At 64.1% G+C, this 25,841-nt stretch carries 22 protein-coding genes; 2 read left to right on the top strand and 20 right to left on the bottom strand.

The window, feature by feature from the left end; all coding sequences use genetic code 11:
- The 17 genes from E3T46_RS05415 to E3T46_RS05495 form a co-directional block, all read right to left on the bottom strand.
- Positions 1–989 (bottom strand): multicopper oxidase domain-containing protein (locus tag E3T46_RS05415; RefSeq protein ID WP_241980477.1); only part of this gene is annotated, 989 nt, incomplete at its 3' end.
- A 257-nt stretch (positions 990–1,246) separates the two neighbouring features.
- Positions 1,247–1,498: an SHOCT domain-containing protein gene (locus E3T46_RS05420; RefSeq protein WP_134577752.1), complete on the bottom strand. Its 252-nt coding sequence runs from the start codon at positions 1,496–1,498 to the stop codon at positions 1,247–1,249.
- Between the two features lie 119 nt (positions 1,499–1,617).
- Complete coding sequence (locus E3T46_RS05425) at positions 1,618–3,117, bottom strand: multicopper oxidase family protein (RefSeq protein ID WP_134577753.1); 1,500 nt, start codon at positions 3,115–3,117, stop codon at positions 1,618–1,620.
- Between the two features lie 145 nt (positions 3,118–3,262).
- Entirely contained in the window at positions 3,263–3,703 is a 441-nt protein-coding gene (locus E3T46_RS05430; protein ID WP_134577754.1) for a hypothetical protein, read from the bottom strand.
- 123 nt (positions 3,704–3,826) lie between these two features.
- Positions 3,827–5,338, bottom strand: coding sequence for a multicopper oxidase family protein (locus E3T46_RS05435; protein WP_134577755.1), 1,512 nt, complete (start codon positions 5,336–5,338; stop codon positions 3,827–3,829).
- The gene (locus E3T46_RS05440; RefSeq protein WP_134577756.1) at positions 5,335–5,718 is read right to left on the bottom strand and encodes a DUF6804 family protein; all 384 of its coding nucleotides are present in this window, start codon (positions 5,716–5,718) and stop codon (positions 5,335–5,337) included. Before E3T46_RS05440 ends, E3T46_RS05435 begins: the two co-directional genes overlap by 4 nt.
- An 811-nt stretch (positions 5,719–6,529) precedes the next feature.
- Complete coding sequence (locus tag E3T46_RS05445) at positions 6,530–7,768, bottom strand: MFS transporter (RefSeq protein ID WP_134577757.1); 1,239 nt, start codon at positions 7,766–7,768, stop codon at positions 6,530–6,532.
- Positions 7,761–9,731, bottom strand: a complete 1,971-nt coding sequence (locus E3T46_RS05450; RefSeq protein WP_134577758.1) for a heavy metal translocating P-type ATPase — start codon at positions 9,729–9,731, stop codon at positions 7,761–7,763. The genes E3T46_RS05445 and E3T46_RS05450 overlap by 8 nt, the downstream gene beginning before the upstream one ends.
- On the bottom strand, positions 9,728–10,114 hold the full coding sequence (locus E3T46_RS05455; protein WP_134577759.1) for a metalloregulator ArsR/SmtB family transcription factor: 387 nt from the start codon (positions 10,112–10,114) through the stop codon (positions 9,728–9,730). The genes E3T46_RS05450 and E3T46_RS05455 overlap by 4 nt, the downstream gene beginning before the upstream one ends.
- A gap of 142 nt (positions 10,115–10,256) precedes the next feature.
- Complete coding sequence (locus E3T46_RS05460; protein ID WP_241980478.1) at positions 10,257–11,702, bottom strand: NADH-quinone oxidoreductase subunit N; 1,446 nt, start codon at positions 11,700–11,702, stop codon at positions 10,257–10,259.
- Between the two features lie 6 nt (positions 11,703–11,708).
- Positions 11,709–13,199 carry an NADH-quinone oxidoreductase subunit M gene (locus E3T46_RS05465; RefSeq protein ID WP_134577760.1) on the bottom strand — a complete coding sequence of 497 codons (1,491 nt, stop codon included), beginning with the start codon at positions 13,197–13,199 and terminating at the stop codon, positions 11,709–11,711.
- Between the two features lie 3 nt (positions 13,200–13,202).
- A complete protein-coding gene (locus E3T46_RS05470) occupies positions 13,203–15,164 on the bottom strand; it encodes a proton-conducting transporter membrane subunit (RefSeq protein WP_134577761.1) in 1,962 nt (653 codons plus the stop codon).
- Positions 15,161–15,463, bottom strand: coding sequence for an NADH-quinone oxidoreductase subunit NuoK (gene nuoK / locus E3T46_RS05475; protein WP_104131416.1), 303 nt, complete (start codon positions 15,461–15,463; stop codon positions 15,161–15,163). Before nuoK ends, E3T46_RS05470 begins: the two co-directional genes overlap by 4 nt.
- Positions 15,460–16,023 (bottom strand): NADH-quinone oxidoreductase subunit J, encoded by a 564-nt coding sequence (locus tag E3T46_RS05480; RefSeq protein WP_134577762.1) that lies wholly within the window; start codon positions 16,021–16,023, stop codon positions 15,460–15,462. Before E3T46_RS05480 ends, nuoK begins: the two co-directional genes overlap by 4 nt.
- A 2-nt stretch (positions 16,024–16,025) precedes the next feature.
- Positions 16,026–16,961: a complex I subunit 1 family protein gene (locus tag E3T46_RS05485; RefSeq protein WP_134577763.1), complete on the bottom strand. Its 936-nt coding sequence runs from the start codon at positions 16,959–16,961 to the stop codon at positions 16,026–16,028.
- Positions 16,962–16,967: 6 nt separating this feature from the next.
- Positions 16,968–17,912, bottom strand: a complete 945-nt coding sequence (locus E3T46_RS05490; protein ID WP_134577764.1) for a hypothetical protein — start codon at positions 17,910–17,912, stop codon at positions 16,968–16,970.
- A 236-nt stretch (positions 17,913–18,148) separates the two neighbouring features.
- Entirely contained in the window at positions 18,149–18,499 is a 351-nt protein-coding gene (locus E3T46_RS05495; RefSeq protein WP_241980479.1) for an NADH-quinone oxidoreductase subunit A, read from the bottom strand.
- Positions 18,500–18,746: 247 nt separating this feature from the next.
- Here E3T46_RS05495 and E3T46_RS05500 point away from each other — a divergent pair, with 247 nt between their 5' ends.
- The gene (locus tag E3T46_RS05500) at positions 18,747–19,763 is read left to right on the top strand and encodes an MMPL family transporter (RefSeq protein ID WP_277870923.1); all 1,017 of its coding nucleotides are present in this window, start codon (positions 18,747–18,749) and stop codon (positions 19,761–19,763) included.
- Between the two features lie 391 nt (positions 19,764–20,154).
- Here the strand turns inward: E3T46_RS05500 and E3T46_RS05505 are convergent, their stop codons facing one another.
- Both E3T46_RS05505 and E3T46_RS05510 read right to left on the bottom strand, forming a co-directional pair.
- Positions 20,155–21,342 (bottom strand): MFS transporter, encoded by a 1,188-nt coding sequence (locus E3T46_RS05505; RefSeq protein ID WP_134577985.1) that lies wholly within the window; start codon positions 21,340–21,342, stop codon positions 20,155–20,157.
- 83 nt (positions 21,343–21,425) lie between these two features.
- Positions 21,426–22,793: an MBL fold metallo-hydrolase gene (locus E3T46_RS05510; protein WP_134577766.1), complete on the bottom strand. Its 1,368-nt coding sequence runs from the start codon at positions 22,791–22,793 to the stop codon at positions 21,426–21,428.
- A 108-nt stretch (positions 22,794–22,901) separates the two neighbouring features.
- On the opposite strand from E3T46_RS05510, the gene E3T46_RS05515 reads away from it, so the two are divergent.
- On the top strand, positions 22,902–23,591 hold the full coding sequence (locus E3T46_RS05515; RefSeq protein ID WP_134577767.1) for a metalloregulator ArsR/SmtB family transcription factor: 690 nt from the start codon (positions 22,902–22,904) through the stop codon (positions 23,589–23,591).
- A gap of 710 nt (positions 23,592–24,301) precedes the next feature.
- Here the strand turns inward: E3T46_RS05515 and E3T46_RS05520 are convergent.
- Entirely contained in the window at positions 24,302–25,717 is a 1,416-nt protein-coding gene (locus tag E3T46_RS05520) for an MBL fold metallo-hydrolase (RefSeq protein ID WP_134577768.1), read from the bottom strand.
- Positions 25,718–25,841: the final 124 nt, after the last annotated feature.

The raw sequence follows: 25,841 nt of genomic DNA on the forward strand, positions 1-25,841 counted from the left end.
ACCCGGGTGGCATCGAATACCTGGCCGTTGATCGTGGCTGACATCATGCCCCCACCCACTCCTCCGCCCATGCCGCCATCCATGTTTCCACCCATGCCACTGCCCGTGTCCCCGCCCATATCCCCGCCCATTCCCATCGCGAAGATCAACTCGCGTCGAGCGGTTACGGTAGCCGTGCGAAGGTCTCGTGGAACGGGCTGGCCGGGTATAGCGGCGACTGTCGTGACGTCGTCACCGGTCACGATAAAGGAGGCCAGCGCGACGTCGTCGGCTCCAGCGGAGCTTCCGCCTCCCATCATCATTCCGCCGGACATACCTCGGTCATAGGTGTGGGTACGCAGCACGGAGGTGCCGGCCGTGCCGGTGACGAGAAGATCGGCCCGGTTCCCCGGGGCCAGCACGACCTCGTCGACGTCGTGCGCGGCTTCGAACCGTCCGGAGTCAATTCCGAGGAGGGACAGCTGCTGCCCGTCGAGGCGCAGCCGCAGGTAGCGGGACACGCAGGCGTTTACGATGCGCCATCGTTCCCGCTCACCAGGGCGGGAAGTCATACTGGGGGTGAGTTGACCGTTGACCAGGACGAGGTCTCCCTCGCGTCCGGACATTTTCTCCATCGCTGTGGCCGCTGGAATTGTTCCCGCGGAATCGAGGGTGATGTCGGAGATAACGAGGACGCGTTCCCGGCTGGCCGGGATGGGGTCGGGGTCTTCGACAATAATGGCGCCGTAAAGCCCGCCGAATACCTGATCGGCCACGAAACCATGGTGGTGCGGGTGATACCAGTACACGCCCGGCGGGTGATTGGCGGGCAATTCGTACTGGTAATCAAAGGAGTCGCCGGCTGCGACGGTGACGAACATATTGTCGCTGTTGTTCTCGGGCGAAACGTGGAGGCCGTGCACGTGCAGGTTGCTCGGATCTGCCAGCCCATTGCGCAGGCTGACGCTGAGGGTGTCTCCCGCGCGAACGCGCAGTGTGGGGCCGGGCACGCCACCGTTGTAACTCAGCGCACGCACATCACGACCAGCAATGGTCACCTGCTGGGGGGAAGACTCGAGATCAACGGTGAGAGTACCGCTGACGCTTCGTAGCTCCGGGGGCTCGACGAGGTCACTCCCGGACGGTATAGCCGGTGACGTCGTCGAGGAGTTCCGTTGATTGACAAAGAAACCCGTTCCGCCCACAGCCGTGGCCGCAATCCCGACCCCGCCGAGGATCAGGGCGCTACGGCGACTAAGACCGGGCACTACCGGCCCTCCTCGAGCACCCGCAGCTGATCACGCAACTGCTCCGCAGTGAGCTCCCCCCGAGCGAACCGCTCCTCAAGAATCTGCCTGGCACCGGCCGAATTAGCTTGCCTCGGAGCAGATCGCGTGTCATCGCTTCCGGATTTGTTCGACAAAAAACGAACAATGACATAAATAAGCACGGCGACACCGGCAATAGCTAGCAGGCCGAACCCCCAGGACCATCCCATCGTTCCGTTGTCCCACATCATGATGTGATTCCTCTCGTTATTCCTAACCACTCCAGTATACCTCTAGGGGTATCTGTTCTAGCTGGATGTCAGTCGAACACATTCAGATCGAATTGACGACCGGCGTTGGGGTCGCCACGCTAACGCACGTAGGAGAACAGTCCGATCATGCCGCGTTCAGCGTGGTAGGCGTTGTGGCAGTGGGCGATCCACTGTCCGGGGTTGTCGGCGTCAAATTCAAACGTGACGGTCTCTTTTGGACGGACGATCACGGTGTCTTTGCGTGCGCCGTTGTTGCTCAATTGGAAGCTGTGTCCGTGCAGGTGCATGGGGTGCCACATGCCGGTGTCATTCACCATCTTGACCTGAACGCGTTCATCCAGACCGATATCAAAGGCGCCCGCAAACGGCTTCTTCATGTCGAAGCGTCGCCCATTAATGCTCCAGTCATACTTCCCCATACTGCCGGTTAGACGCATGGTGTGGATGCGGTCGGGTTTCGTGGCGGTGAGGAGAACGGATTCGTCTGCGGTGAGACGCCCTCCGTCGGTGACTGTGCCGTCCAGGGTTGACGGAAGTGTGGCGGCGTCTGGGGCGGTGCCGCTGCCGGTGCTGATGAGGCCGTAGGCGCGGCCATCTTTCCCCTCCGGGATGGCCAGAAGTGGTGTGTATCCGTCCTGAACGGTGAGGATCGCATCGATGCGTTCGCCCATGCCGAGCACGACCGCGTCGACATCCTCGTGTTGCACGGGGAATCCGTCCGTGTGCGTCAGGGTTATCCTCTGCCCCGGCACACCCACCCGGTAGGCGGTGTCTCCGGCGGCGTTAATGATCCGCAGACGTATGCGGTTGCCCGGTCGGCTCTGGAATACCTCCGCATCCTGCGTGGCTTTTCCGTTGAAGAGGTGGGCTGGCATGCTCACATCTCCGGCGTCTCCGCCGAGGTAGGAGCTGGTGGCGCCCATCAGCATGTGCGTCATGGGCATATCCATTCCGGACATGTCCATACCCATGGATAGTTCGTCCAGAGCGTCTTCGGGGGTGCCGGTGATGCCGTCGAGCCAGTCGTCGAGCATGATGACCCATTCCTGGTCATACAGCAGAGGCTCTCGCGGGTCCTCGATGATAAGCGCGCCCGAGAGGCCACGTTCGCGTTGCATATCCACGTGCGAGTGATACCAATAGGTGCCGGGGTGGTTAAGTCGAAACGTATACTCAAAGTTGGCGCCAAATTTGATCGCCGGTTGGGTCACAACCGGCACCCCATCGGCGTCATTGCGCAAAGCCAAACCGTGCCAGTGCACACTCGTCGATTCCGCGAGCGCATTGGCGACCTGGGCGTTGAGCGTATCCCCCGTTTTCGCGCGGATAACGGGCCCGTTGACCGCTCCGTTGTATCCCCAGGTGCTCAATGCGATGCCAGCGACGGTCGTGTCGAATACCCCGGCGCTGAGCTTCTGCGTGACCGTTGTTCCGTTCGAGGAGCGAGAATCTTCGTACTGTGAAACCAGCCGATCCGTTGGCAGGATGCGATCGACCGTCTTCGCCGCCGGTGATGGTGAGCAGGATGCCAGTGCTGCTGTGGCCGCTGTGGCCAGGGAAGCGCCGAGAAATGTGCGACGCGTAAGAGATGAGTTCATTATGTTTCCTTCAATCGATAATCGGGACGCCGAAGTCTTGACCAGCTCAGATGAGCGACATGGCGGCATTACGGCGGAGCGGCAATGCGGCCGATGGCGAGGCAAAGTTCCACTGCCAGGTACTGGCTCGGAACTCCATAACGGTCTAAACGCGACTGATCGACAGAAGGGTGAGGCTGGGACGGTGAATCGGTAAGCCAACGCTGCGCCATGATCCCAGAGTGACGCCACCGGTATCGAGCAGACGCCGACGCATGGCCGGAAGCCGAGTCACGAAAAGCATGATGACGAGGGTGAGCAGCAGCATGCACGTCATCACGAACAGCGCGCAATCGAGCGTTCCATCACGGCTACCGGAGGCGATCGCATCAACAACGGATGTGGCGGCGACAGCCGCCACGCCCATAACGTTTGCCTGTTGGCTGGCCGCTGCCGACGCAGCGGGAACCGCTTGCATGGCATGCCCAGTGGCCTCGGAATGGAACGCGAAAACAGCAAAAAGCAGGGCGGCAAGGGCCAGCAGCGAAACGAAAGGCGACAGAGAGACGGGTGCGACTATCCGTCGTACCGCGCGAACCAGCGTCATGTTACCTTCTGCTTTGTTCTCAGCCCAAGAGTGGACTGCCCATGTCAACTCTCACGGTATCGCATGGCCAGCTGGGAATCCTGAATGTAGGTTCAGCGGGACCGATGAATAGTGGATCACGCACTATTTTTCGTAGGCGACCGTCGTCATCATTCCTGATTCGGAGTGATAGACGTTGTGGCAGTGCAGCATCCACTGTCCCGGGTTGTTCGCGTCGAAAATGACGGAGAGTGTTTGCCCGGGAACCACAATGGAGGTGTCCTTGCGGGGACCGCCGCCCAGATGCTGATAGGTGTGTCCGTGTAAATGCATCGGGTGCCACATTGTTGTTGTGTTCACGAAATCGATCCCGACGCGTTCACCGGCACGGATGATTCGAGCGTTGTCGAGTGGCTTGTCCATATTGAATGGGCGTTTGTCGAGCGCCCAGTCGTAGCTTGCCATGCCGCCCGTGAGACGCACGGTCAGTTGTCGGTCGATATCTTTGATGGGCAGCGCGAACTCCGCGTCGGCGACGAGCTGATCGGCTGTTCCGACCTGTCCGGTGAGTTCGGACACCGTGACGTTTGAGGAGGGTGCCGTGGCCAACGACGCGGTTCGAACAACTGCAAACCCACGGGCCCTTTTTCCCTCTGCCTCGGCGACGAAGGGAAAGGCACCGTCGCCGAGCGTGACGAGCACGTCGTAGCGTTCGCCCATTCCGAGCAGGATGCTGTTGACGTCAACGTGCTCGACCGGGTATCCATCGGTGTGAGTGATGGTCATCCGGTGTGACCCGAGGGCAACGCGAAAGGCGGTGTCACCGCCAGCATTTATCAACCGGATGCGAATGCGCGCCCCCGGACGCGAACGGAAAGTCTCCGGATCGGCGGCAGGCCGACCGTTGACGAGGTAGTGCGGATATTTCACATCACCGGCGTGCCCGCGGAGCAGAGAGGATCTCGCATTCTGCATTATGTTGCTCTGGCTGTTCGATGCGCCGCGCATGCCTTGGGAGAGCTCGGCAAGTATTTCGGGAGGTGTGGCGTTCACCCCATCGATCCAGTCATCGAGAATGACGACCCATTCGTCGTCATAGACCAACGGTTCGTGCGGGTCTTCGATGATGAATGCGCCCAAGAGGCCCCGGTCGCGCTGGGTTCCAACGTGCGGGTGAAACCAGTACGTGCCGGCATTGGGCGCCAAAAATTGATAGTTGAACTCGGACTGTGGAGGGATCGGATCTTGGGTGAGATGGGGTGCACCGTCCATGTCGTTTCGTAGTGCGATGCCGTGCCAGTGCACCGTCGTCGCTTCGGGCAGCTCGTTCACGACGCGGGCCGTGATCAGATCACCCTGGGTGGCACGAATCGTTGCGGCCGGAAGTGCGCCGTAACTCCAGGTCGTGGCGAGGGTGCCGGCCAGATCGACGGTGGTCTCGCTGGCTCGAAGCTCGACCTTGACTGAATTCCCCGACGAGAGCCTACGTTTCTCCGCAGCCCGAACGGCAGCGGACTGCGGCGATAGCAATTGTGGCTGCGGGCTGCACGCGGCAAGAGCAAGAAGCGCCGCGGCGGAGAGCCCGGCTCCGACCACCGTTCGCCTGGTTAGTGTGGCCGGTGAGAACAAATTGATAATGGCTGGCACACGGGTCATTCGCGACGAACCGGGACCTTGTTGCGAATGCCGACGACGACGAAAGTCAGGGCTGCGATGAACTGGGCTGCGAGCCAGCCCCTGCCTTCGAGCGGTATCACCACGACCGGGTTCCAGAGCACCGCAATGGGTACCAGAAGCACCAGCCACCACCACGTTTTGGCTTGAATAACAAAGACGCAGAGGATGAGCGCGAGAATACTGACGGCGTATCGGATGATGGTGAAGCCTTCCCCATCGATGAGCACGAACCCGGCCAAGAGCACCAACGCTCCCAACAAGCCCGGTGCAAGCCCAGAGCGCACGAAAGTTGGTGCGGCTGGGGTGCCAGAGGTACGTTTCTTGGTGCTTTTGGTTCTTTTATTGCTCTTGGTGCTCATATTTTTCAGCCTATCGAGAAGGGAAAATGGGAAAATCGAACGGTGATCACCGTTGAAATCACGTGATGGTGACGCGGTGAGATTACGGCGATGCGCCCGGTCGAATCGAACAAGGTGGCAGGAATTTAGCCCAGGGTGACTGCTCGAGCGCTCATGAAGGGTTGAGAATCCACGCGTGCACCTGATTAGAAACCGAGTGGACGGGTCACCGCCAACGCAGGAGCCATTTCATGGCTCGGGCGCAAAATCGGGTCTAGACGCGACTGACTGAAAGCAGAGTGAGGCTAGGGCTGGGAACCGGCGAAGCGATGGCGTGCGCGGTAATGCGAGTTACGACTGCGGCGGGGAAGAGTTGCCGAGTTAGCGTCGATATCGCGGTCCAGAAGACCAATGCAACAAGACCAAGGAGAAGAACGCAGGTTAGGGTGAGCCACGTGCCATCGCTTGTCCCATAGTGGGCGCTCGACGATACCAGAACGGACTCCGGAGCGGCCTCGACGAGACCAATCGTGCCCACTGCGAGGTCACCGGCTGACACCGACCATGCTGATGACAGCAGCGGCGTCGGAAGATCACGACCGGTGGCCGCTGAATGAACGGCGAATAGGCCGGCCACTAGCGCCGCCAACGCGAGGAGCGTTATGAAGAAGGAGAAAGGAACGGCGGGGACGATCGTGCGCGCACTGCGATTCAGCGGCATGCCACCTCCATTCTCGTCATTAGCTCACAGTCGATTGATTGGTTGCACTAGTCGCAGAGTACCTCACCGTGAGTTTGGCAACTTGAATACCCATGTTGGTCGACCGTCGCGTCAGGCTGTCACGGCCGGTGATTTGGTGTCGCGAATGGGTGCTGATGGGGTCCAGACGCGGGCGGCAGTGACCGCTGCTGCCGTTCCCAGCGCGGCCAGCAGAAGGGCTGTTGGGGCGAGGCCGAGCAGGGCGCCGAGTACTCCGGCTAGGGGATAGGTCACGATGAAGCAGGCGTGGGACAGCGAGAACTGTGCGGCAAAGACCGCGGGCCGAGTGGTCTCGTCGGAGGAACGGCGCAGCAAGCGGGCCGATGGGGTGAGGATCAGCGCGGTGGCGGCGCCAAGTGCGAACCAGATCACGAGCAGACCAGACCAAGTCACGGCTGTCGCCGGAGCGAGAACAACGAGGGCCAGGGCGATGAGTCCGATAGGTAGAACGGCGCAGCCGAGCAGCATGACGCGGCGGTCGGTGAAGCGGTCGAGTACCCGTGGTAACGCCAGTGCGACCAGCATCGACCCGAATCCGTAACACGCCAGGGCGATCGCAAAGTCGGACTGGGCGCGACCAAAGTGGCTCTGCACGAGCACGACGGTGTTCACGATGACCATGCCGGTCGAGGCGGCGACGACCATATTCATCGCGAGCAGGGCCCGCAGTTCCGGCGTGCGCCCAAAGACGCGGACGCCTCGGGTGAGGCGCTCCCAAAAGGGCGCCGGAACGGATGCTCGGTGGGCCGGCAATGTGGCCGAGAGCACGAGCAGGGCGGAGCCGACGAATCCGACCACGGTTCCCACGAATAGGGAATGGTAGCTGATCACGGTCAACAGCGCGGCGGCCAGAATCGGGCTCAGCAGCGACTCGAGGTCATATGCCAGTCGGGAGAGCGACAAGGCCCGGGTGTACTCACTTTCCTCCGGCAGAACCTCCGGAATCAGAGCTTGAAATGCCGGGGTGAAGGTTGCCGAGGCAGCCTGAAGCACGAAGATGAGTACATAAATCTGCCAGGCCTCGGTGACGAATGGTAGCGAAAGTGCGACGATCGCGCGGAGCACATCCGCTGAAACGAGCAGGGTCTTTCGCGGGACGTGGGCGGTGAGCGCGGAGATCACCGGGGCGATGCCGACATAGGCGAGCATCTTGATGGTCAGCGCGATGCCGAGCACGATGCCGGCGTCGCCGCCGGCCAGGTCGAACGCGAGCAGGCCCAGGGCCACGGTGAGCAGTCCGGTGCCGATGAGCGCCACGATCTGCGCGCTGAACAGTCGGCGATAGGTTCGGTTGCGCAGGACCTCAAGCATGAGGGGTGTCCTCCGGGGCAGTGACCATCTGTTCCAGCGGGCGGCTTGGAGTCGGAGCTTGGCGCCAGGCTTTTGTGCCAAGGAGTCGCAGACCGTTGAGGGCCACGATCACGGTGGAACCTTCGTGGCCGGCCACGGCTAGGGGGAGGGGCAGCGTCGAGATGAGGTCCCAGGTGACGAGTACGGCTATGAAAGTCCCCGCGATGACGAGGTTGGCCACGACAAACCGGTGCGCCTTCCGCGAGAGTTCGATGACGCTCGGAATCGCAGCGAGTTCGTCACGAATGATTACGGCGTCGGCGGTCTCCAGCGCGAGGTCAGAGCCGTGGCGTCCCATCGCGATGCCTACGCTGGCCGACGCGAGGGCGGGGGCGTCGTTTACGCCGTCACCGATGATCAGCACCGGGATACCATCGCCCTCGAGCCTCCGCACTATGGCCGCTTTGTCTTCGGGGATCAGGCGGGAGCGCACTTCGGTAATGCCAGTGCGAGCCGCGATATCGGCCGCGGTGCGCTGGTTATCGCCGGTGAGTAGGTGAACCGGGTGTTGGGTTATGGCTGCCGTTCGAGCGACCGCTATTGCGGCGTCCGGGCGGAGCGCGTCCTCCAAGGTCAGGGTTCCGGCGAGTTGGCCGTCGACCATTACTTCGACGACCGTACCGATCGTGCCGGTGCGTTCGCCACGCGCTTGCACGACACGCACGACTTGTCCGTCGACACTGCCTTGGACACCTTGTCCGGGAATGGCCCGAAAATCACTCGCCGGGGTCACCGTTGTTTCGGCAGCGCGCACGACTGCGCGACCGAGGGGATGCTCGCTGTGGTGCTCGACCGCAGCGGCGAGATTTAAGACCGCCTGCGCGCTGCGCTCAGTGGCGGGGCTGACCTCGACGAGGATAGGAGCACCTTCGGTGAGGGTTCCGGTCTTGTCGAAGGCCACCAGCTGAGTACGCCCTATCGCCTCCATTACGGTGGCGGACTTGACGAGGATGCCGTGGCGAGCGGCGTTGGCGATCGCAGCCAGCAGCGGAGGCATCGTTGACAGGACAACCGCGCACGGGGACGCAACGATCATAAAAGTAATCGCGCGCAGGAGGGCGCCGCGAAAATCCTCGCCGAACAGCAGCGGCAGCGCAAACACGACGAGGGTCGCGATGACCACGCCGAGGGAGTAGCGCTGCTCGACCTTCTCTACGAAAAGCGCACGGGTCGACTTCGTCTCGGATGCTTCGGCGACGAGGGACACCATGCGGGCAATGACCGACTCGCTTGCCGGGCTCGTGATCTGCACGGTCAGGGCTCCAGTGCCGTTGACAGTGCCGGAGAGCACGTTGTGACCGGGCCCGCGGCGCACGGGAACTGACTCTCCCGTCATGGCGGCCTGGTCGACCTCGCTGATGCCCTCGATGACGATGCCGTCGCCTCCGATCCGCTCGCCGGGACGGACGAGGATGAGGTCCCCGATACGGAGGTCTGCCGTGTCGACGATGACGAGGTCGTTACCGGTCGCCGATCGGGTGAGGCGGCTGGCTTGTTCGGGCGCCAGGGAGAGCAGGCTGCTGACTGAGTCGGCGGTCCTCTGGGTGACGAGGGCTTCGATCGCTCCGCTCGTGGCGAAGATGACGATGAGGAGAGCGCCGTCGAAAACCTGGCCGATGGATGCTGAGGCGATCGCGGCGACGATCATCAGTAGATCCACGTCGAGGACCTTGGCGCGCAGGGCTGAGATCCCGGCCCATGCCGGCTCCCACCCGCCGGCGAGGTAGCACGCGAGATAGATCGTCCACCATACGGGTGCGGGTGCGCCAGCGAGTTGCAGGGGCCAGGCGATGAGAAACAGCAGCAGCGCGAGGCCGGCCCAGCGCACCTCGGGTAGGCAGCTGCCCGTGCGGAAGATCGATGGTGGCTTCGCGAGTACGCGGCCGCCCGTTCGGATTGGCGCGTCCAATAGCGTGTTCGTCATGCGCTGGTAGCCTCTCCGCCTGTCGTTGCGAGGTCGGGGTGGTGGTGGCGAGGCGTGCCTCCGAGGCTATGCTCGGCCTGGAAGATCGCGTCGCGCACCAGCTGCGCGGCATGCTCGTTTTCGAGGCGATAAAAGATGCGCGTGCCCTCTTGACGCGTCGAGACGATGCGCGCCAGGCGCATTTTCGCCAGGTGCTGCGACACCGACGCGGGAGTCTTGTCGACGATATCGGCAAGATGATTCACCGACAGCTCTCCCGCGTCTCGAAGCGCGACAATCATACGTACCCGGGTGGCATCCGCCAGCATCGAGAAGATCTCTACGGCCAGTTCTACGAAGTCACTCTCGGGAAGACGACCACATATCTGCTTATCTGCATCCATACGCAAATAGTAGCAGACACGCATCTTGGCGTTTTGAAACTATGCACCGGGACAGTTTCTGAATCCAGATTCAATGCGCGGGGGCCTCGTCAAGCCTCGCAGGGGGGCCTGGATCTCGCGTGACATGCAGAGACTGTCGCATTCAGTGGGCAAGGGGAGAGCCGGCAATTGAGAGGATGCCGCCGGCGACGATGCCGAGAATGAGTACGGATGCTGCTCCCGTGACGGCGGAGCCAGCTGCCCAGCGGCGTCGCACACGTGCTGTGGCAGCGGCCGGTGACGCAGCCGACGAGGAAAGTGGAAGTGCAACAGCGCGGGAGAACATCGGTGCCAGCCAGCGCAGGTAATAGAACAGGCTCGCCACGCTATTGATCACGGCGATGACCACGAGCCAGACGAGGCCTCCGTCCCAAGCGGCGGCGAGCGTGGTGAGTTTGCCGATGAACACGATGGTCGGGGGTGTTCCGACAAGGCCGAGCAGGCTCACGATGAGGGCGCCGGCAAGCCAGGGGTGGGTCCTGGCTGCCCCGCGATAGTCGGTGAGGGTGCGGCGAGTGGGAAGTGCCGCGACCACCGCGAAGGCGGTGAGGTTGGTGGCGGCGTAGCCTGCGAGATAGAGCAGCAGCGATGGCAGGGCGAGGTCGCTGCGCCCGGCGACCGCGAGCGGCAGCATGAGGTAGCCGACCTGGCTCACGGTTGACCAGCCGAGCAGCCGGCGAACGTCGTCTTGCCAGAATGCGGCAAAGTTTCCGAGCGTCATGCTGGCAGCGGCGAGAAGGCCGACCAACAGCGGCCAGTCGATGCTTCCCGGAATGATATCGAGCAGCCGGTAGGCCGCAATGAGAGCGCCGATCTTCGGAACGGTGGTGAGGAAGGCTGCGACAGCCGTGCCGGACGCCTGCGTCGCGTCCGGAATCCAGAAGTGTCCCGGCACACCGCCAGCCTTGAACATCAGGGCGCCGAGCACCCCGACGACCCCCATGGCCACGGCGGCAGCCGGAGCATCGACCAGAGCAAGCGCCAGCTGACGGTACGAGGTACCTCCGCCGACTCCGAACAGCACGCTGACGCCCAGCATCATCATGATTCCGAGCAAGGCTCCGAGCAGATACGTTTTCATCGCCGCCTCGGCGGCACCAGGAGAACGACTCATTCCGATCAGGGCATATAACGGGATCGAGGTGAGTAGGTATCCGGTCACGAGGATGAGGAGGTCGCTCGCGCCGCACAGGAGCATGGCACCGAGGGCGGCGAGCAGCAGCAGGGCGTAGGTCTCGCTTTCCCGGCGCGCACCACTGAGCTCCTCGATTCCGAGCACGATAACGAAAATCGTTGCTAGGGCAATGATGATTCGACCGAAACCGGAGCCGATGTCCACGGCGAAGCTCGCTTCGAAGATCGTCGTCGACGGCTGCATCATCCCGACTGCCGCCGCGACCACACTCGCCATCAGCGCCAGAATGGCGATCCACCGGGTCGCGACTTGGCGGTTCCGGGGGAGGAACGACCCGGCGAGGAGCGCGACGATCGCCCCGGCGAGAACGAAAACTTCCGGCAAAAGGGCGAGAGTGTCCAGTGCTACGTTCACGGGCAACTAACGGCTGACCAGGTTGACGACGACGGATGCTGCGGGTTCGATGATGTCGAGTAGGAATCGCGGGAACACCCCGATGACTACCGAGAGAACCAGCAGCGAGCCGATGGAGAGTGTCTCGTTTGAGTTCAGGTCGCTAAACCCGGTAGATAACCCGCGCGTTTTGCCCGTGAGCAGGCGCTGCGACGCGAGGAGAAACAGCGCCGCGGTAATCAGGATGCCGGGGAGTGCGAGCAGGCTCAGCGGTACGGTTCCAATACTGCCGGCGAAAATCTGGAATTCGGCGATGAATCCGCTGAAGCCGGGCAGTCCGAGGGACGCGAATGCGGCGACGGCGAAGAATGCCGCGTACCTGGGTGCCGGTGCCGCGAGCCCGCCGAAAGCGTTGAGATCGTAGCTCTTTCGTCGTTCGTACAGCACGCCAGCGAGGAGGAAAAGCGCGCTGGTGATCAGTCCGTGGCTGACCATCTGCACGACAGCACCGGTGACGGCGAGCTGTTGCGCCTCGGCAGAGCTGTCGCTGACGACGCCAGCGGCGCCGACGGCCAGAACGATGTAGCCCATGTGGTTGACCGACGTGTAGGCAATCATCCGTTTAACGTCGGTCTGGGCCAGGGCAACGAGCGCGCCATAGAGCACCGACACGATGCCGACGACGACGATGATCCAGGCCCAGGATCGCCACGCGTCGGGAAGCAGGGGCATGGCGATGCGCACGAAACCGTAGGTGCCCATTTTCAGCAGCACGCCGGCCAGCACGGCAGAGCCGATGGCGGGGGCATCGGTGTGAGCCGGTGGTAGCCAGGTGTGGAACGGAAACGTGGGTGTCTTGATCGCGAGGCCGATGAGGATGGCGGCGAGCACGAAGCCCCCCGCAACGGGGTTGTTCTGGAAGGGGGGAGACTGGGCGAGCTCGACCATATCGAAGGTGTGCGGGTCGGCGCCGAGGTACAAGCCGATGAAACCGAGCAGCAGGGCCAGAGACCCAAGGAACGTGTACAGGAAGAACTTCAGCGCCGAGCGCGCGGCGTTACCATGGCCCCAACCGGCGATGACGAAGTACATGCCGACCAGTGACAGGTCGAAGAAGACGAAGAACAAGATCAGGTCCTGCGCGGCGAACACACCGAGGCAGGCCGACTGGAGAAACAGAAAGAGAGCGGCCTGCGGCCTGGGCCGGTCGCTCTCCCTGAGGGCGTAGACCGCGCAGGCGGCGAAGATCACGGCGGTGAGAGTGAGCAACGGCAGGGACAGGCCGTCCACTCCGAGGTGGTAACTACTGCCAACACTCGGCATCCACTGCAGCCGTTCCTCGTACGCGAGTGCACCCGGTTTCGGGCTGTCAAAGCCGATCCACATTCCCACCAGTAGCGCCAGATCGGCAAGAGCGATTCCCAGCCAGGCCCACCGGGCGGCCCGGTCCGGAACCCGGGGCACGACAACGAGAATCACCGCGGCCAGTACCGGCAGAAAGACGACAAGACTGAGCATGGACTACCTCATAACAGGAAGAAGGAGAACGAGAAGAAGGATGACGGCGGCAGCGAGAACGACGGTGATTTGCGCGTAATACTGATGCAGTTGGCCCGTTTGGGGACGCCGGGCGATCATGCCGAACCGGCGCGCGGTACCGGCGATAGCCTCAACTGCCGCATCCACACCGTCGGTGTCTGCCCAGGCAGCAGCGGAACCGGTGACGATACTGCCGCGCGCCGCCGCAGTCACTGCCGCATCGAGCCCGTGGTCATCGAACCAGCCGAGTCGACGGGCGCCGCGCAGCGCTGTACGCGCCGCTGTGTGGATTCCGCGATCAAGCACTGCGTCATCGAAATGGGCGAGTCGTTGGCTCACAAGAAGCACCGGGTCAACGAACACGACCCGGGTCGCCCGCTCGAGCCCCAACCAGTTCGCGGCCCAGGAAGGCCGAGGCGTCCGCTTCCAGGCCACCAAACCGAGCACGAGAAGTGCCAGTATGGCCGAGCCGACCAGTTCGAACCCGCCGGGCCGCGGATCTGATTCTGCTCCGAGCACACCCCGTACCCAGTCGCCGACCGGCGGCAGGGCGAGCACCCCCAAGAGCGCCGCGCCCGCCGCCAGGACGGTAAGCGGTACCCGTTCCCAGGCGCCGATGTGCCGCGTGCCGCGCTGCTCGGTGTCGTACTCGTCGCGAGCATTCGCCAGCGGGTGGCTCCAGACGATGATGAGAGCCTTGCCAGCATATGCCGCGGCGAGTGCGGCGGCTGCCAAGCCCACGACATACAGGGCCGTACTGGTTTCCAAGGCACCGGCCAGGAGCTGATCCTTCGTCGCCCACAGGGCCAGAGGGGCTATTCCGGCCAGGGACAGGGCGCCGACGGCGAACGTCACTCCGACCAGCGGCCATCGGCGAGCGGCGCCCCGGAGCGCTGGCAGTTGCTTGGTACCGAGCGCCGCGAGCCAGGCGCCCGCCGCGAGGAACAGGAGCGCTTTCGTTGAAGCGTGAGCGATGAGGTGGGTCGTCCCGCCCGCCGCGGAACCGACGCCGGCAGCCAGCACCACGAAACCGAGCTGCGCTGCAGTGGATGCCGCGAGGAGCTGTTTCAGGTCCTGCTGGGCGACGGCGACCGCGCCGAGCAGCAGAGCGGTCAGGGCCCCCACCCACGCTGTGGTCGTCGCAGCCCAGCCGGTGACCTCCAGCAGCGGAGCGAGTCGCAGCAGGAGGTAGCCGCCCATCGCCACCATCGCCGCCGAATGCAGGAGGGCGCTGACCGGGCTTGGGCCTTCCATCGCCCGGGAGAGCCAGAAGCTGAAGGGCAGTTGGGCTGCCTTGCCGAATGCGGCCATCAGAATTCCCGCGGCGATGATGTGACGCCAGGGAGAGGGAGCCGCAGCCAGGTCAGCGAGTCCCAACCCGGCGCCGCCCGCCAAGGCGGCTCCGGCCGCAAGGTAGAGGCCGAGGTCGCCGAACCTGGTCGTGATGAACGCGGTCAGTCCGGCACCGACCCGGTGGTCCTCCCGCCAGCGGAAGCCAATCAGCGCGTAAGACATAGCGCCCATGATCTCCCAAGCGAACAACAGAGCGGGAATCGTGGTGGCGGTCGCCGTCACCGCAACGGCCGCCGCAAAGATGAGCATCAGCCCGTGGAAGCGCGCCGGCGATTCCGTTCCCTCAGCGGCTGCAAAGACCAGAACCATGAGGGTGATAACCGCGACCGTCGGCACAATGCCTGCCGACAGCCCGTCGACGGCGAGTCCGAACCGAGCTCCGGCCACGAATGGGACTTCGACGGACGGGCGGACGGAAGCTACGACGAACGCCATCGCGACGGTGAGACCAGCGGTGCCAAGCGACACCGGAACTGCGGCCAGGTTTGCTCGCCGCCCCGTGACGCAGAGCGCGATTCCCGCCAGAGCGGGCAGACTGACCAGAAGCCACAGCGCCGTAACGCCCAATGCGCTTACTGCTGCGGCGCTCATCCGGCGAGGTCCGTTGCCGAGTCGGTCATGTCTGATCCCCGGGAACGATGCAGGAGAGTGGCAACGGCGAACCCCATCGCCATTTCCACGGTCATCGCCGCGATCACCACGAGCAGGAGAACCTGCCCGTCCGGGACCGGTGTCAAAAACCACCAGAATGCGGCGACCGCGAGGATAACGCCGTTGAGCATGAGTTCCAACCCCATCATCACCATGACAACGACTTGCTGGGAGAGCGCGCCGTAGAGCCCGACGCAGAACAGTGCCGCGGCAGCGATAAGGACGAGCTGCAGGGTCATCGCCCCAACCCGCCCTGCTGTGGGTCGTCAGGAGTGGGAAGATCCAGATTGTCGCCCCACCGGTCGTAGCGGCCCCTAGGGCTTGCGAGCACGAGGGCAGCGACGATCGTGGCGAACAGAATCGGACTCACGGTAAGCATCACGAGCATCTTGGATCCCATGATTGCCTCGCCGAGGGATGCGGTCAGGTCGGCGGCCGGCGAACCGTTGTGTGCCGGCCAAGGTATGAGCAGTGCGCCACCGGCCAGCAGGAGGAAGGTGCCAACGGCGAGGATCGCCGACCACCGTTTGTTATGCACCATGCTCATGGGCATGAGAGCAGGGTTCATCCCCATGAACATGATCATGTAGATCGCCATGATGGCCATCTCCATCACCATCATGAGAATCGTGATGACGCCGATGTAGTCGAGATCAAACATCAGCAACATCACGCCGACGGCGACGAAGGACACAGCCAGGGCGTAGGTTGCCCGCGCCATGGAGTCGACGCGGAAGACGGCGATTCCCGAGGCGAGCGCGATGACCGCCAGTGCCGAGAAAACAATGATCGACAGCATGCTCAGCCTCTTACCGCGACGATGACGGAGACAATGAGCGTCTGCAGCAGAACGGCCGGCAGCACGATTATCCAGGCGACTTCAGCGAGGCGCTCGGGACGCACAGCTGGCATACGATGCCGCAGGGTGACGAACGCTGCAAGCAACAGCAGGGTTTTCACCAGCGTCCACAGCCAGCCGGGCAATAGCGGTCCGGCCCCACCGCCGAGAAAGAGGGCAACGGCGAAAGCCGCGCCTGTCGTGAGCAGGGTGTAGCGTCCGGCGAGAATCAGCAGGCGGTCCACGCCGGATACCTCGGTCAGGATCCCGCCAGCGATGTCTCCGCTCGCGGATGTCGCAAAGGGCCCCCAGTTGGAAAAGGCGACGACGCTTAGGCAGAAGACGACGAAGGCGATGGGCATCCAGACGATGAACCACAGATTCTGTTGCGCGGCAACTACATCGCTCACGCGCAGGCTATGCGCTGCGACGGCGGGGGTCACCAGTGCGAACATCAGTGGCAACTCATAGGAGACGGCTTGAGCGAGAAATCGGTAGCCGCCCACCAGCGCGTGGGCGCTGTTGGCACCCCAGCCGATCAGCCACATGAGTGCCCACACGAAGACGTCCATCGTGTTGAACCAGACGACCCCGACCGGTATATCGGCCAAAACCCACGGACCCACCGGGATCACCGCCGTCTTCAGCACCGCGATCACCACGAGGCCGGCGCAACCAATGCGCCAGAGCAGAACATCAGCCGCGACGGTCGTGCGACGTCGCTGCCGCATCAGACGGGCGATCTCGAACACCGGGATGGCCACTCCAGAACGGAAAGACCGGCCCTCGGCCCGGGCAACGAGGATCCCATTGAGCGCGGCTCCAGCCAGGGCAAGCAGGCCGAGCACGACCGGAGCAAGCAGCGCCCAGGCAGGATTCACCTCGACGATGTCACTCATGTTGCGTCACTCATGTGCGCGGCTTCGGAATCTAGGTGACGGGTCCGTCTCGATTGCCAGAGCGGCAATGATGAGCCGCGCGGTTGCGACATCCGCGCCGTTGAGCAGTCGCGGAATCTCGCTCAGCAGGCTGCGCTGCAACGCCAGGGCGTCCTGCAGCTCGTACGCTCCTTCAGCCGTGTCGTCTCGGGCAATGCGTCGCGCCTCGTCGAGCCAGCCGACAAGGCGGCCGCGCACCGTCTCGGATCCGCTCTGCCCCATCCCGTCATCCGCGTGGGCGAGTGCGTCGCCGACGCGGATACCTTTCAGCGTCCAGCGCAGAGTCCAGGAACGACCAACGCTCTGCGCCAGCTTGTCGAGGTCGGCTGCAGCGTCGACCAGTGCTGTGCCCGACGCCACGGCGTCGCGAATCCTTCGTGCGCGGTCTGCCGCGAACGACCATCCGGCCAGAGCGAGCACCTGCACCGCGGCATCAGAACGACGGATGACCGCCAGCCGTCGCTCGTCGTCCGCCAACCGGCGGCTATCGTCCGGGACAAGGCCGTCACCGCTCGGTTGCGCCGCGGGAAGGATTTCTGCCTGGGTGCTGACGATCACATCACCTTGGAGCACGCAGCGCACAACGAGACCGGCTGGCCAGTGGGGGAGTACCGGGCCAAGGGGAACGTGAAGCACGTCCATTTCGAGGCCGTCGCGATCGGGTGCGCCATTGGCCAGAGGAATCCCTCCCGGCATCGGCATGTCCATGTCCATGTCCATGTCCATGTCCATGTCAGGCTCGGTCGATTCGCCGCTGCTACCGTGCGCTGCGTGCTCGGTGTGCGCGATCTCGTCACGTGGTTCTGCCGGCCGGCGCGAGCGGGCTCGCGCATCGCTTTGTTGACTGGCCTCATCGAGGAGCTCATCCACGGCACGGTCTAGAGTCGCGGCGATATCGCTTGCGGTGATCACCGCCGCGCGTACCCGTGGACCGGGAAGCTGTGACCAAAGGCGGGCGCACACGGACTCGAGTTCCTGTCCAGGTTCCCCGCAGACCAGCAGAACGTCGGCATCCGCTGGCGATATCGCCGGCGCCCAGCCCCGACGGGCTAGTTCCGCCTCAACGCGCATTCGAGTCTCACCCCAGCCGGGAACTTCCAGCACCAGCACGTGCACTCTGCGAGTGGCGCGTCCCGCCACGCTGCTTCTTAGACCCACCGCAACGCACCCTCTCGCCAGGCCCAGACGACACCGACCATGAGCACACCGAGAAAGACGAACATCTCCACGACGGCGCCGATTCCATCCTTCGAGACGACCAGTGCCCAGGGATACATAAAGAGCATCTCCACGTCAAAGGCCAAAAAAAGCAGGGTCAACGGGTACCACCTGGCGTGGTAGCGGGACAGAGCATGTTCCTCCGGCTCCCAGCCGGAAAGGAACGGCAACCGCTCAAGTGGGTCGCGGGCCACCGCGGTATACCGCGCCACCAGGTAGAGGCCGCCCACTGTCAGCAGCGCGACTGCGAGAAGGACGGCAATGCTGATGTAGGTGGACACGCGCCTTCCTCTCACCACTCCTGGGCCTCATAGCCTTTTTAGATCGATGTGTTCTCAACCTAGTCCGAGTGAGCTGAAGCGGATATTTCGGACAGTAATCCATCCAAAAATACGAAGGGTGAAGCATGGAGCCCGTTATCGGGACTTCGATGCTCTGTACCTTCCACAATGCCGAAAGCGGGTTGCTGTTCATTATTGAACCGGCCGCCACGGAAGAGCGCTGTTAGTCGTAGGGGCTGCAGGAGGAGTGGCCGCCGTCGAAAGCACCGTTCTTGTCGAACAGGCCGATCGTGGAGCCGAGGACGTCGAGGAAGGCTTACGACCTCATCGTCGATGGTTTCGGTGCCGTCTGGGCTGGCCCGCTCTTGGTCACGGTCGACTTCGGCGCAGACTCTACCCTGGCCGAGAACCAGGTCGCGAGCACGGCAGTTCACACGCAATTGGCGGCAACGGACGGCGTCAGCGCTGTCACACCCCACGGCTGGCCGAGAATGGGACGACCGTGCTGTACACGGTGATCCCAACCAGCTCGCCGGATGACGCCGCCACCGAAACGCTGGTGCACGACCTGCGCGAGACCGTGCTGCCGGACGCGGTCTCCCACGTAGGCGGGGCAACAGCCACGAGCATAGACCTGGCCGACACGCTTCTGGCCCAGATCGGCTGGTTCGTCCTGATCGTGGTCGTGCTGGCCTTCATCGTTCTTTTGATCGAGTTCCGGGCGCCGTTCATCGCGGCCATGGCTGTCATCATGAACCTGTTCGCTGTCGGCGCCGCCTACGGACCCGTCGTCGCTGTGTTCCAATGGGGGTGGTGGCCCGCCGGCCTGCTCGGGGTGTCCTCCGGCCCGGTGGAATCGTTCGTGCCGGTGATGCTCTTCGCTGTGCTGTTCGGGCTGTCCACCGATTACACAGTGTTCCTACTTAGCCGCGTCAAGGAGGAGCTCGCCCGCACGGGAGATCCCGACCGGGCAGTCCAAAACGGCCTGGCAGCGACGGCCAGGGTCATCCTGGCTGCGGCATCCGTCATGGTCGTCGTCTTCGGGAGCTTCATTCTCAACGACCAGCGCACCGTGACGATGTTCGGCTTCGGCCTGGCGATGTCCGTCGCCGTGTACGCCCTCGTAGTGATGCTGGTGCTCGTGCCCGCGCTGCTCGCAATCGCGGGCCGCGGTGCATGGGGGCGCACCAAACGTCATCTGTCAGCCGAGTCCGAGTCCAGCCCCGATCTCGAACCCCTCCTTGCAACGCTCGGACGGGGTTGAGGAAGCGTTGAACTGCCCCTGGAGGACAGCTTCCAGCTTGAGGCGGGGCGAGAGAGATTCCGGCGATCCGTATCGGCAAAAAATGGGAGATGTGAGACTGCTCATATCCCCAGGGTTATAGACAGCTTCCCTGCGTCCGTTTGCCGCCCCGCCTTCACCGCGGTATTTCTCGGGAGGTCCTAGGCCGATGTCGGGATAACGGGTCTTACGGGAATACCACTATAGAGAGCTCGCCAAGTCGTTGGCGCCGGTGCTTTGAGTCTTGTCTCTCGCTGATCGTCCGCTCTTTGCACCATCTTGGGCCGGGCTGGTTGGTGGTGACCGGAATCTGATTTGACCGTGTGATACGCGCTGCGCACGAGCGTCACGCTCGTGCGCAGGTGATGCCTATTCAGGGGTGGTCGTCTCCGCGCATCCGCACGGCCACGACGATTCCGGATGCGGCAGTCAGGGCCGCAACCACGGCGACGGCGAACGGAATGCCGAAGGCGTCCGCGATCAGTCCGGACAGCAGCGCGCCGACCGCGAAGCCGCCGTCACGCCACAGGCGGTAGGCGCCCACCGAGCGGGCCCGCCATTCGGGGTGGGCGACGTCGCCGATCGCGGCGAGCAGTGTCGGGTAGACCATGGCGGTGCCTGCCCCGAGCAGCACGGCGGCTGCCAGCCAGACGCTGAAGCTGTCCCCGACGGCGACCATGCCTAAGGCGACCGCCTGCACGATCATTCCGCCGACGATCAGCCATTTGCGGCCGATCCGGTCGGAGAGCCCGCCGGTGATCAGCTGGCCGGCTCCCCAGACGGCCGGGTAGACGGCGGCCAGGATGCCGATGCGTTCGATGCTGAGTCCGGCGGCGGCGAACAGGATGGGGAACAGTCCCCAGGCCAGACCGTCGTTGAGGTTGTTGACCATCCCGGCCTGGCTGATCGACGACAGGGAGCGATCCCGGAAGCTCGTGAGGGTGAAGACCTGCCGGTCGCTGAGGGAGCCGGCATGGGCGTGCACGGACACATGGTTGGCCGCCTCGGCCTTCGCGTAGTGACGTGTTTCGCGCACGAAGAGCACGGAGAGTCCGAGCCCCAGGGCGATGAAAGCTGCCCCGAGCAGGAACGGGCCTGGGCGCAGCCCGTACTCGGCGGCGATGTATCCGGTGGCCAGGGCCGTGGCTGCGACACCGAGATAGCCGGCCGCCTCGTTGAAGCCCATGGCCAGGCCGCGCTGCTTCGGGCCGACGAGGTCCATTTTCATCATCACGGTGGTCGACCAGGTCAGTCCCTGGCTGATACCGAGGATCACATTGGCCGCAACAATCCAGCCCCAGGTCGGGCCGAGGATCAGAATAAGCGGCACAGGAATGGCGATCAGCCAGCCGGCGATCAGCACGGGCTTTCGGCCGTACTTGTCGGAGAGGGTGCCGGCGAAGTAGTTGGTGCCGGCCTTGGCCAGGCCGAAGGCCAGGATGTACGTCAGCGCGCCCGTGTACCGATCGACGTGGAAGACCTCGTCCGCCAGCAGAGGCAGCACGGTGCGCTCCTGGCCGAGGGTGCCGCCGACCAGTGCGTTGACGGCGACGAGCAGCATGAACTGGGGGAAGTTCTGCCGCAGACCCAGCGTGATCACGCGGCCGACGCCCTTCCGTTGGTCCACACGGCCTGGCGTCCGGCTCATCGTCCGGTCTCCAGCGAGCGACCAGCTTCACGGGCCCAGTCCGCGGCGCCGCCGTTGAGCACGGCGACGGCGGTTCGACCGCCGCTCTCGAGGATGCTCGCCGCGCTCATGGCGCGTTCGCTGTGGCCGCACATGACGACGAGGGGTCCGGTGGGGACCTCGCCGAGGCGCCCGGCGAGGTCGCCCAGTTCGATGTTCCAGGCGGCGGCGACGTGACCTGCCGCGTACTCCGAGGCCTGGCGGACGTCGAGCACGGTGGCTGAGGCTTCAGCACCGGAGACCATGCTCCGGGCATCGATCAGCGATCCCGTGGCGCCGGAGTTCTTCCACGCAGGGAATCCGCCGTCGAGTTCGCCGGCGAGGGTGTCGAAGCCGACCTGCGCGGCCGCCCAGACGATGTCCTCGGGATCCTGAGCCGGATTCCGCACGATAATGACCAGCCGATCTGGCTCGGCCAGCCAGCCGAGCCAGGTCGCGAACACCGGGCGCAGCGCGATGGACAGGGAACCGGGGATGTGCCCGGCCGCGAAGTCCGCAGGCTGCCTAGCATCCACGATCTGGGCACCCTGCGCGCGCAACGACATCACGCGGTCGACGGACAGGGCCGGCAGCGGCGGAGTGGTTCCGAGAACGACTGGGCCCCGCCGGTTGACCTCGCCCAGGCGCAGGAAGTAGTCAGGGAAAGTGCCGAGGGAACCGAGCAGCGCATCAACGAAGGCGTCCTCACCAGCGACCTGGAGCAACGGGTTGGTGGCCCGTTCGCGGCCGATCGTGGTCATCCGTTCGCCACCGGCCGCGGCCGAGCAGAACGACCCGGCGCCGTGGGTAGGCCAGACCGGGGTGTCGTTGGGCAGTTCCATCAGCCGGTGCAGCGAGTGGTACTGGGCTCGGGCCAGCGGAACGGTCATTTCCGGGCTGACCAGGTCTGTGCGCCCGGCGGTTCCGACCATCAGCGACCCGCCGGTGAAAACGCCGGCGATGCGCCCGTGGTCGAGCAGCAGGTAGGAGAGATGTTCGGGTGAGTGGCCGGGTGTCGCCAGCGCCTGCAGGGTGAAATTACCCAGGTCCAGGGTATCGCCGTCGTTGAGCACGGTGTGGGCGAATCCGCGCGGGCCCACGTCTGGTGCAAGTACCGTGGCGCGTTCGGTTTCTTCCAGTTCGCGCACGCCGGCGATGAAGTCCGCGTGCAGGTGTGTTTCCGCGGCGTACACGATGGACAGTCCCAGGCGCAGCGCCTCCGCACGGACCTGGCGCAGGTCCCGTTCCGGGTCCACCACCAGAGCCCTCCCCCGGCCAATGTCCAGGAGGTAAGTGGAGTTACCCAGCCCCTCGTCGATAACGGGCACAAGATGCAGCATTTCCATGTGGCGCTCCTCAGGTCGCACGACCCGCCAGAAACGGGAAAGATCAATATTCCATAAAACCATGGATTACTAGAAGATACTAGTATGAAAGGAACCGGGAGGAAGCGCATGGGTGATCGTGAGAAGAAGTCCGCGCTGTTCGAGCAGTTCGCGCGCGTTGGCAAGGCGCTCGGCAGCGGCAAGCGCCTCGAACTGATCGACCTGCTGGCTCAGGGCGAACGCACAGTGGAATCGCTGGCGAACGCGGCCGGCCTAGGCCTGACCACCGCATCCGCTCACCTGCAAACCCTCAAGCACGCCGGTTTGGTCACCACCCGCCGGGAGGGCACCCGGATTCATTACCAACTTGCCGGGGATGACGTCGCCCGGCTCTACGACCTAGTTCGCGCGGTCGCCCAGAACCACTTGTCAGATGTTGAAGCGAAGCGCATCGCCTACCTCGGACTCGATGAACCTGGCTCAGGCGACGACGCGCAGGAGGAGATCACGCGGGAGGAACTTCTCGCGCGCGTGACGGCGGGGGCCGTCACAGTGCTGGATGTCCGGCCACGGCAGGAATACCAGGCCGCGCATATCCCCGGAGCCCTCTCCATCCCGCTCGAGGAGCTCAGCGGCAGGCTCAGTGAGTTGCCGCTCGGCCGCGAGATTGTCGCCTACTGCCGTGGCGCGTATTGCGTGCTCGCCTACGAGGCCGTCGGCATGCTGCGCCAGGGCGGCCACCGGGCAACCCGGTTGCACGAGGGGATGCTGGAATGGCGACTGGCGAGCCTGCCGGTGTCCGCCGAGGCGGCCGCCTGATGAACATCCTCATCATCATCAACGGCGCCGCCTACGGGCGTTGTCCAGGCGGGACGCGGCCGCCACACAGGTCTTCCTGATGGGCGCTGGCGTCACGGCAGCGATTGCCGGGCGGAAAGCTCCGGACGCTTACGACGGTGGTATCGAGGTGGGCGCTGTGCAGCGCCGCGGATCAGGGGCTCGTGCTGGCGGAGGAATTGCGGGTGCCGCGTTCGGGTGGGATATTCGCGTTCACGAGCACGTGCGTGCCGGCGGTCGGCTGTTGGGTCGTGTGGAGGAGGTGCTGACGCCGCTGTGGGGCGTGGCAGCGGGCCGCTGCCAATCGAACGGGGAAACGGTTGCATCGATCACGAATGATGGATTCGATGTGGAGACAGTAATGCGTCCGATGGTCTCGCCTTTGGCAGGCTCTCGAAACCGTCAGCAGATGAGGCGATCGAGTGAAGCTCTCATGGTTCAATTCGTCGGATTTTTCCTCACGGAGTTCGGCGGTGTCGAGCGTCGGCAAGACGATCAGCCGGGACCGTGCGGTTCCACTTGGGCCGCCCTTGAGCAGGGCTTCCCTCGAAACCGCTGACCCCGGCCGGCCCAACTCAGCGGCGTTTGCCGTCAGCGACAGATGCGTGATAATTCCGCGCGAGATGCTTTCGCGCTCCTGGAGCGACAGCCGTGAGTGAGGGACTCGATCGTGAAAGCGTTGTCCGTGCGGATCAACTCGCGGAAGTCGATTCGCGTGATTCCTGCTGGGCAATCCAGCCGAGGTAGCTGCCGTCGAGTTCCACTACGTTGTATCCCTCGTGGCGCAGCGCGCTGGCCGCAACGGAGCTCCGGACCCCGCTCTGGCAGTAGGTCACGATGGTGCCCTCAGTTGGCAGCTGGTCGAGGCTCCAGAGCAGGCGCCCGCCGTGCAGCTGCAGCTGCGGAGAGCCGGGGATGTGACCGGCCGCGTGCTCGCTCTTAGCGCGAACGTCCAGCAGCAGTGCGAACTCGTACTTGTCCAGGTCAGCGGGCTCGACTAGCAGGGGGGTGGTGGTAGGCAGGCCTTCGAGCCCCGTGACGTAGCCGCTCACGGCGTCGATGCCGACGCGCACGAGGTGGTCCGAGAACTCCTGGGCCTGGTCCTGGTCGGCGGCCAGGAGCACGACTGGACGGGAATCCTTCTCCGGATCCACGGCCCAGGCGGCGTAGGTGGCCACGCTCTTGCCGGCCGGGATATTGAGGGAGCCGAGTACGGTCTCTGCGTGTACCTCGGTGTTGTGGCGAGTGTCCACGAAGGTCGCCGTATTGTCTGCGAGATGCTGGGCGACGGACTCCGCGGCCAGCTCCTGTAGCGGCGCACGCTCGCCCATGATTGCCGGACCCTGCCGGTTCTGGCGCTTCATTCGCCCGAAGTAGGCGGGAGCATCGGGCTGTCCGTCCAGGAGCTCGTTAATGAATCCCTCTTCGTCGCCAGCGACGAGGTATGGGCCCCACCAGGCGTAGAGCCGCTCGTAGCCGACTGTCGATGACGGGACTGCGCCGAGGGCTTTTCCGCAGGCGCTGCCTGCGCCGTGGGCGGGGTGCACCTGCACATAGTCGGGCAGGGTGAGGAACTTGTCTCGGAGGCTGGCGAACATCTGCTTCGCCCCGGCGAAGCGGGTGTCGACTCCGCCGGCCGCCTCGTCGAGCAGGTCCGGTCGTCCGAGGTCGCCGGAGAAGACGAAGTCGCCGGAGAGGAGGTAGCCGGGCTGGTCGGTGACCGCGCCGTCGGTGACGAGGAAGGACAGATGCTCTGGCGTGTGGCCCGGGGTGTGCAGCGCCCGGACAGTGATGTTGCCGATGGTGATCGCGTCACCGTCGTGCAGCCGCTTGCCCGCGAACCGATACTGCCAATCGGCTCCGCCCTCGCCGGACAGGTAGATAGCCGCGCCGGTAGCAGCGGCCAGTTCACGCGTACCGGAGAGGTAGTCGGCGTGGATGTGGGTCTCAGTGACGGCGACGATCTTCATCCCGTTCGCCGCGGCGACCGATTGGTAGACGGCGATGTCGCGGCGGGGGTCGACGACGACTGCCTCACCGTTCTTTTGGCAGCCGATCAAAAAGCTGGCCTGGGCGAGGTCTTCGTCGTAGATGCGCTCGATAAGCATGTGGGGTCTCCTTCGTGGACGTCACTCTCGGCGCCCGGAGGGCTCCGGGTCACCTGTCCCCGATAATACACCCGGGGGTATCGCAGCGGGCGCTGATTGCGGAATTCAGCGGTAAATCTTACCG

The organism is Cryobacterium sp. Hh11, assembly GCF_004404045.1.
GTDB classification, from domain to species: Bacteria; Actinomycetota; Actinomycetes; order Actinomycetales; family Microbacteriaceae; genus Cryobacterium; species Cryobacterium levicorallinum.

What these genes read in the sequence shown, in the direction of transcription:
- E3T46_RS05420 (WP_134577752.1), bottom strand. Translation starts at nt 1,498, where the DNA reads ATGATGTGGGACAACGGAACGATGGGATGGTCCTGGGGGTTCGGCCTG.
- E3T46_RS05425 (WP_134577753.1), bottom strand. Translation starts at nt 3,117, where the DNA reads ATGAACTCATCTCTTACGCGTCGCACATTTCTCGGCGCTTCCCTGGCC.
- E3T46_RS05430 (WP_134577754.1), bottom strand. Translation starts at nt 3,703, where the DNA reads ATGACGCTGGTTCGCGCGGTACGACGGATAGTCGCACCCGTCTCTCTG.
- E3T46_RS05435 (WP_134577755.1), bottom strand. Translation starts at nt 5,338, where the DNA reads ATGACCCGTGTGCCAGCCATTATCAATTTGTTCTCACCGGCCACACTA.
- E3T46_RS05440 (WP_134577756.1), bottom strand. Translation starts at nt 5,718, where the DNA reads ATGAGCACCAAGAGCAATAAAAGAACCAAAAGCACCAAGAAACGTACC.
- E3T46_RS05445 (WP_134577757.1), bottom strand. Translation starts at nt 7,768, where the DNA reads ATGCTTGAGGTCCTGCGCAACCGAACCTATCGCCGACTGTTCAGCGCG.
- E3T46_RS05450 (WP_134577758.1), bottom strand. Translation starts at nt 9,731, where the DNA reads ATGACGAACACGCTATTGGACGCGCCAATCCGAACGGGCGGCCGCGTA.
- E3T46_RS05455 (WP_134577759.1), bottom strand. Translation starts at nt 10,114, where the DNA reads ATGGATGCAGATAAGCAGATATGTGGTCGTCTTCCCGAGAGTGACTTC.
- E3T46_RS05465 (WP_134577760.1), bottom strand. Translation starts at nt 13,199, where the DNA reads ATGCTCAGTCTTGTCGTCTTTCTGCCGGTACTGGCCGCGGTGATTCTC.
- E3T46_RS05470 (WP_134577761.1), bottom strand. Translation starts at nt 15,164, where the DNA reads ATGAGCGCCGCAGCAGTAAGCGCATTGGGCGTTACGGCGCTGTGGCTT.
- nuoK (WP_104131416.1), bottom strand. Translation starts at nt 15,463, where the DNA reads ATGACCCTGCAGCTCGTCCTTATCGCTGCCGCGGCACTGTTCTGCGTC.
- E3T46_RS05480 (WP_134577762.1), bottom strand. Translation starts at nt 16,023, where the DNA reads ATGCTGTCGATCATTGTTTTCTCGGCACTGGCGGTCATCGCGCTCGCC.
- E3T46_RS05485 (WP_134577763.1), bottom strand. Translation starts at nt 16,961, where the DNA reads ATGAGTGACATCGTCGAGGTGAATCCTGCCTGGGCGCTGCTTGCTCCG.
- E3T46_RS05505 (WP_134577985.1), bottom strand. Translation starts at nt 21,342, where the DNA reads ATGCTGCTCGTCGCCGTCAACGCACTGGTCGGCGGCACCCTCGGCCAG.
- E3T46_RS05510 (WP_134577766.1), bottom strand. Translation starts at nt 22,793, where the DNA reads ATGGAAATGCTGCATCTTGTGCCCGTTATCGACGAGGGGCTGGGTAAC.
- E3T46_RS05515 (WP_134577767.1), top strand. Translation starts at nt 22,902, where the DNA reads ATGGGTGATCGTGAGAAGAAGTCCGCGCTGTTCGAGCAGTTCGCGCGC.
- E3T46_RS05520 (WP_134577768.1), bottom strand. Translation starts at nt 25,717, where the DNA reads ATGCTTATCGAGCGCATCTACGACGAAGACCTCGCCCAGGCCAGCTTT.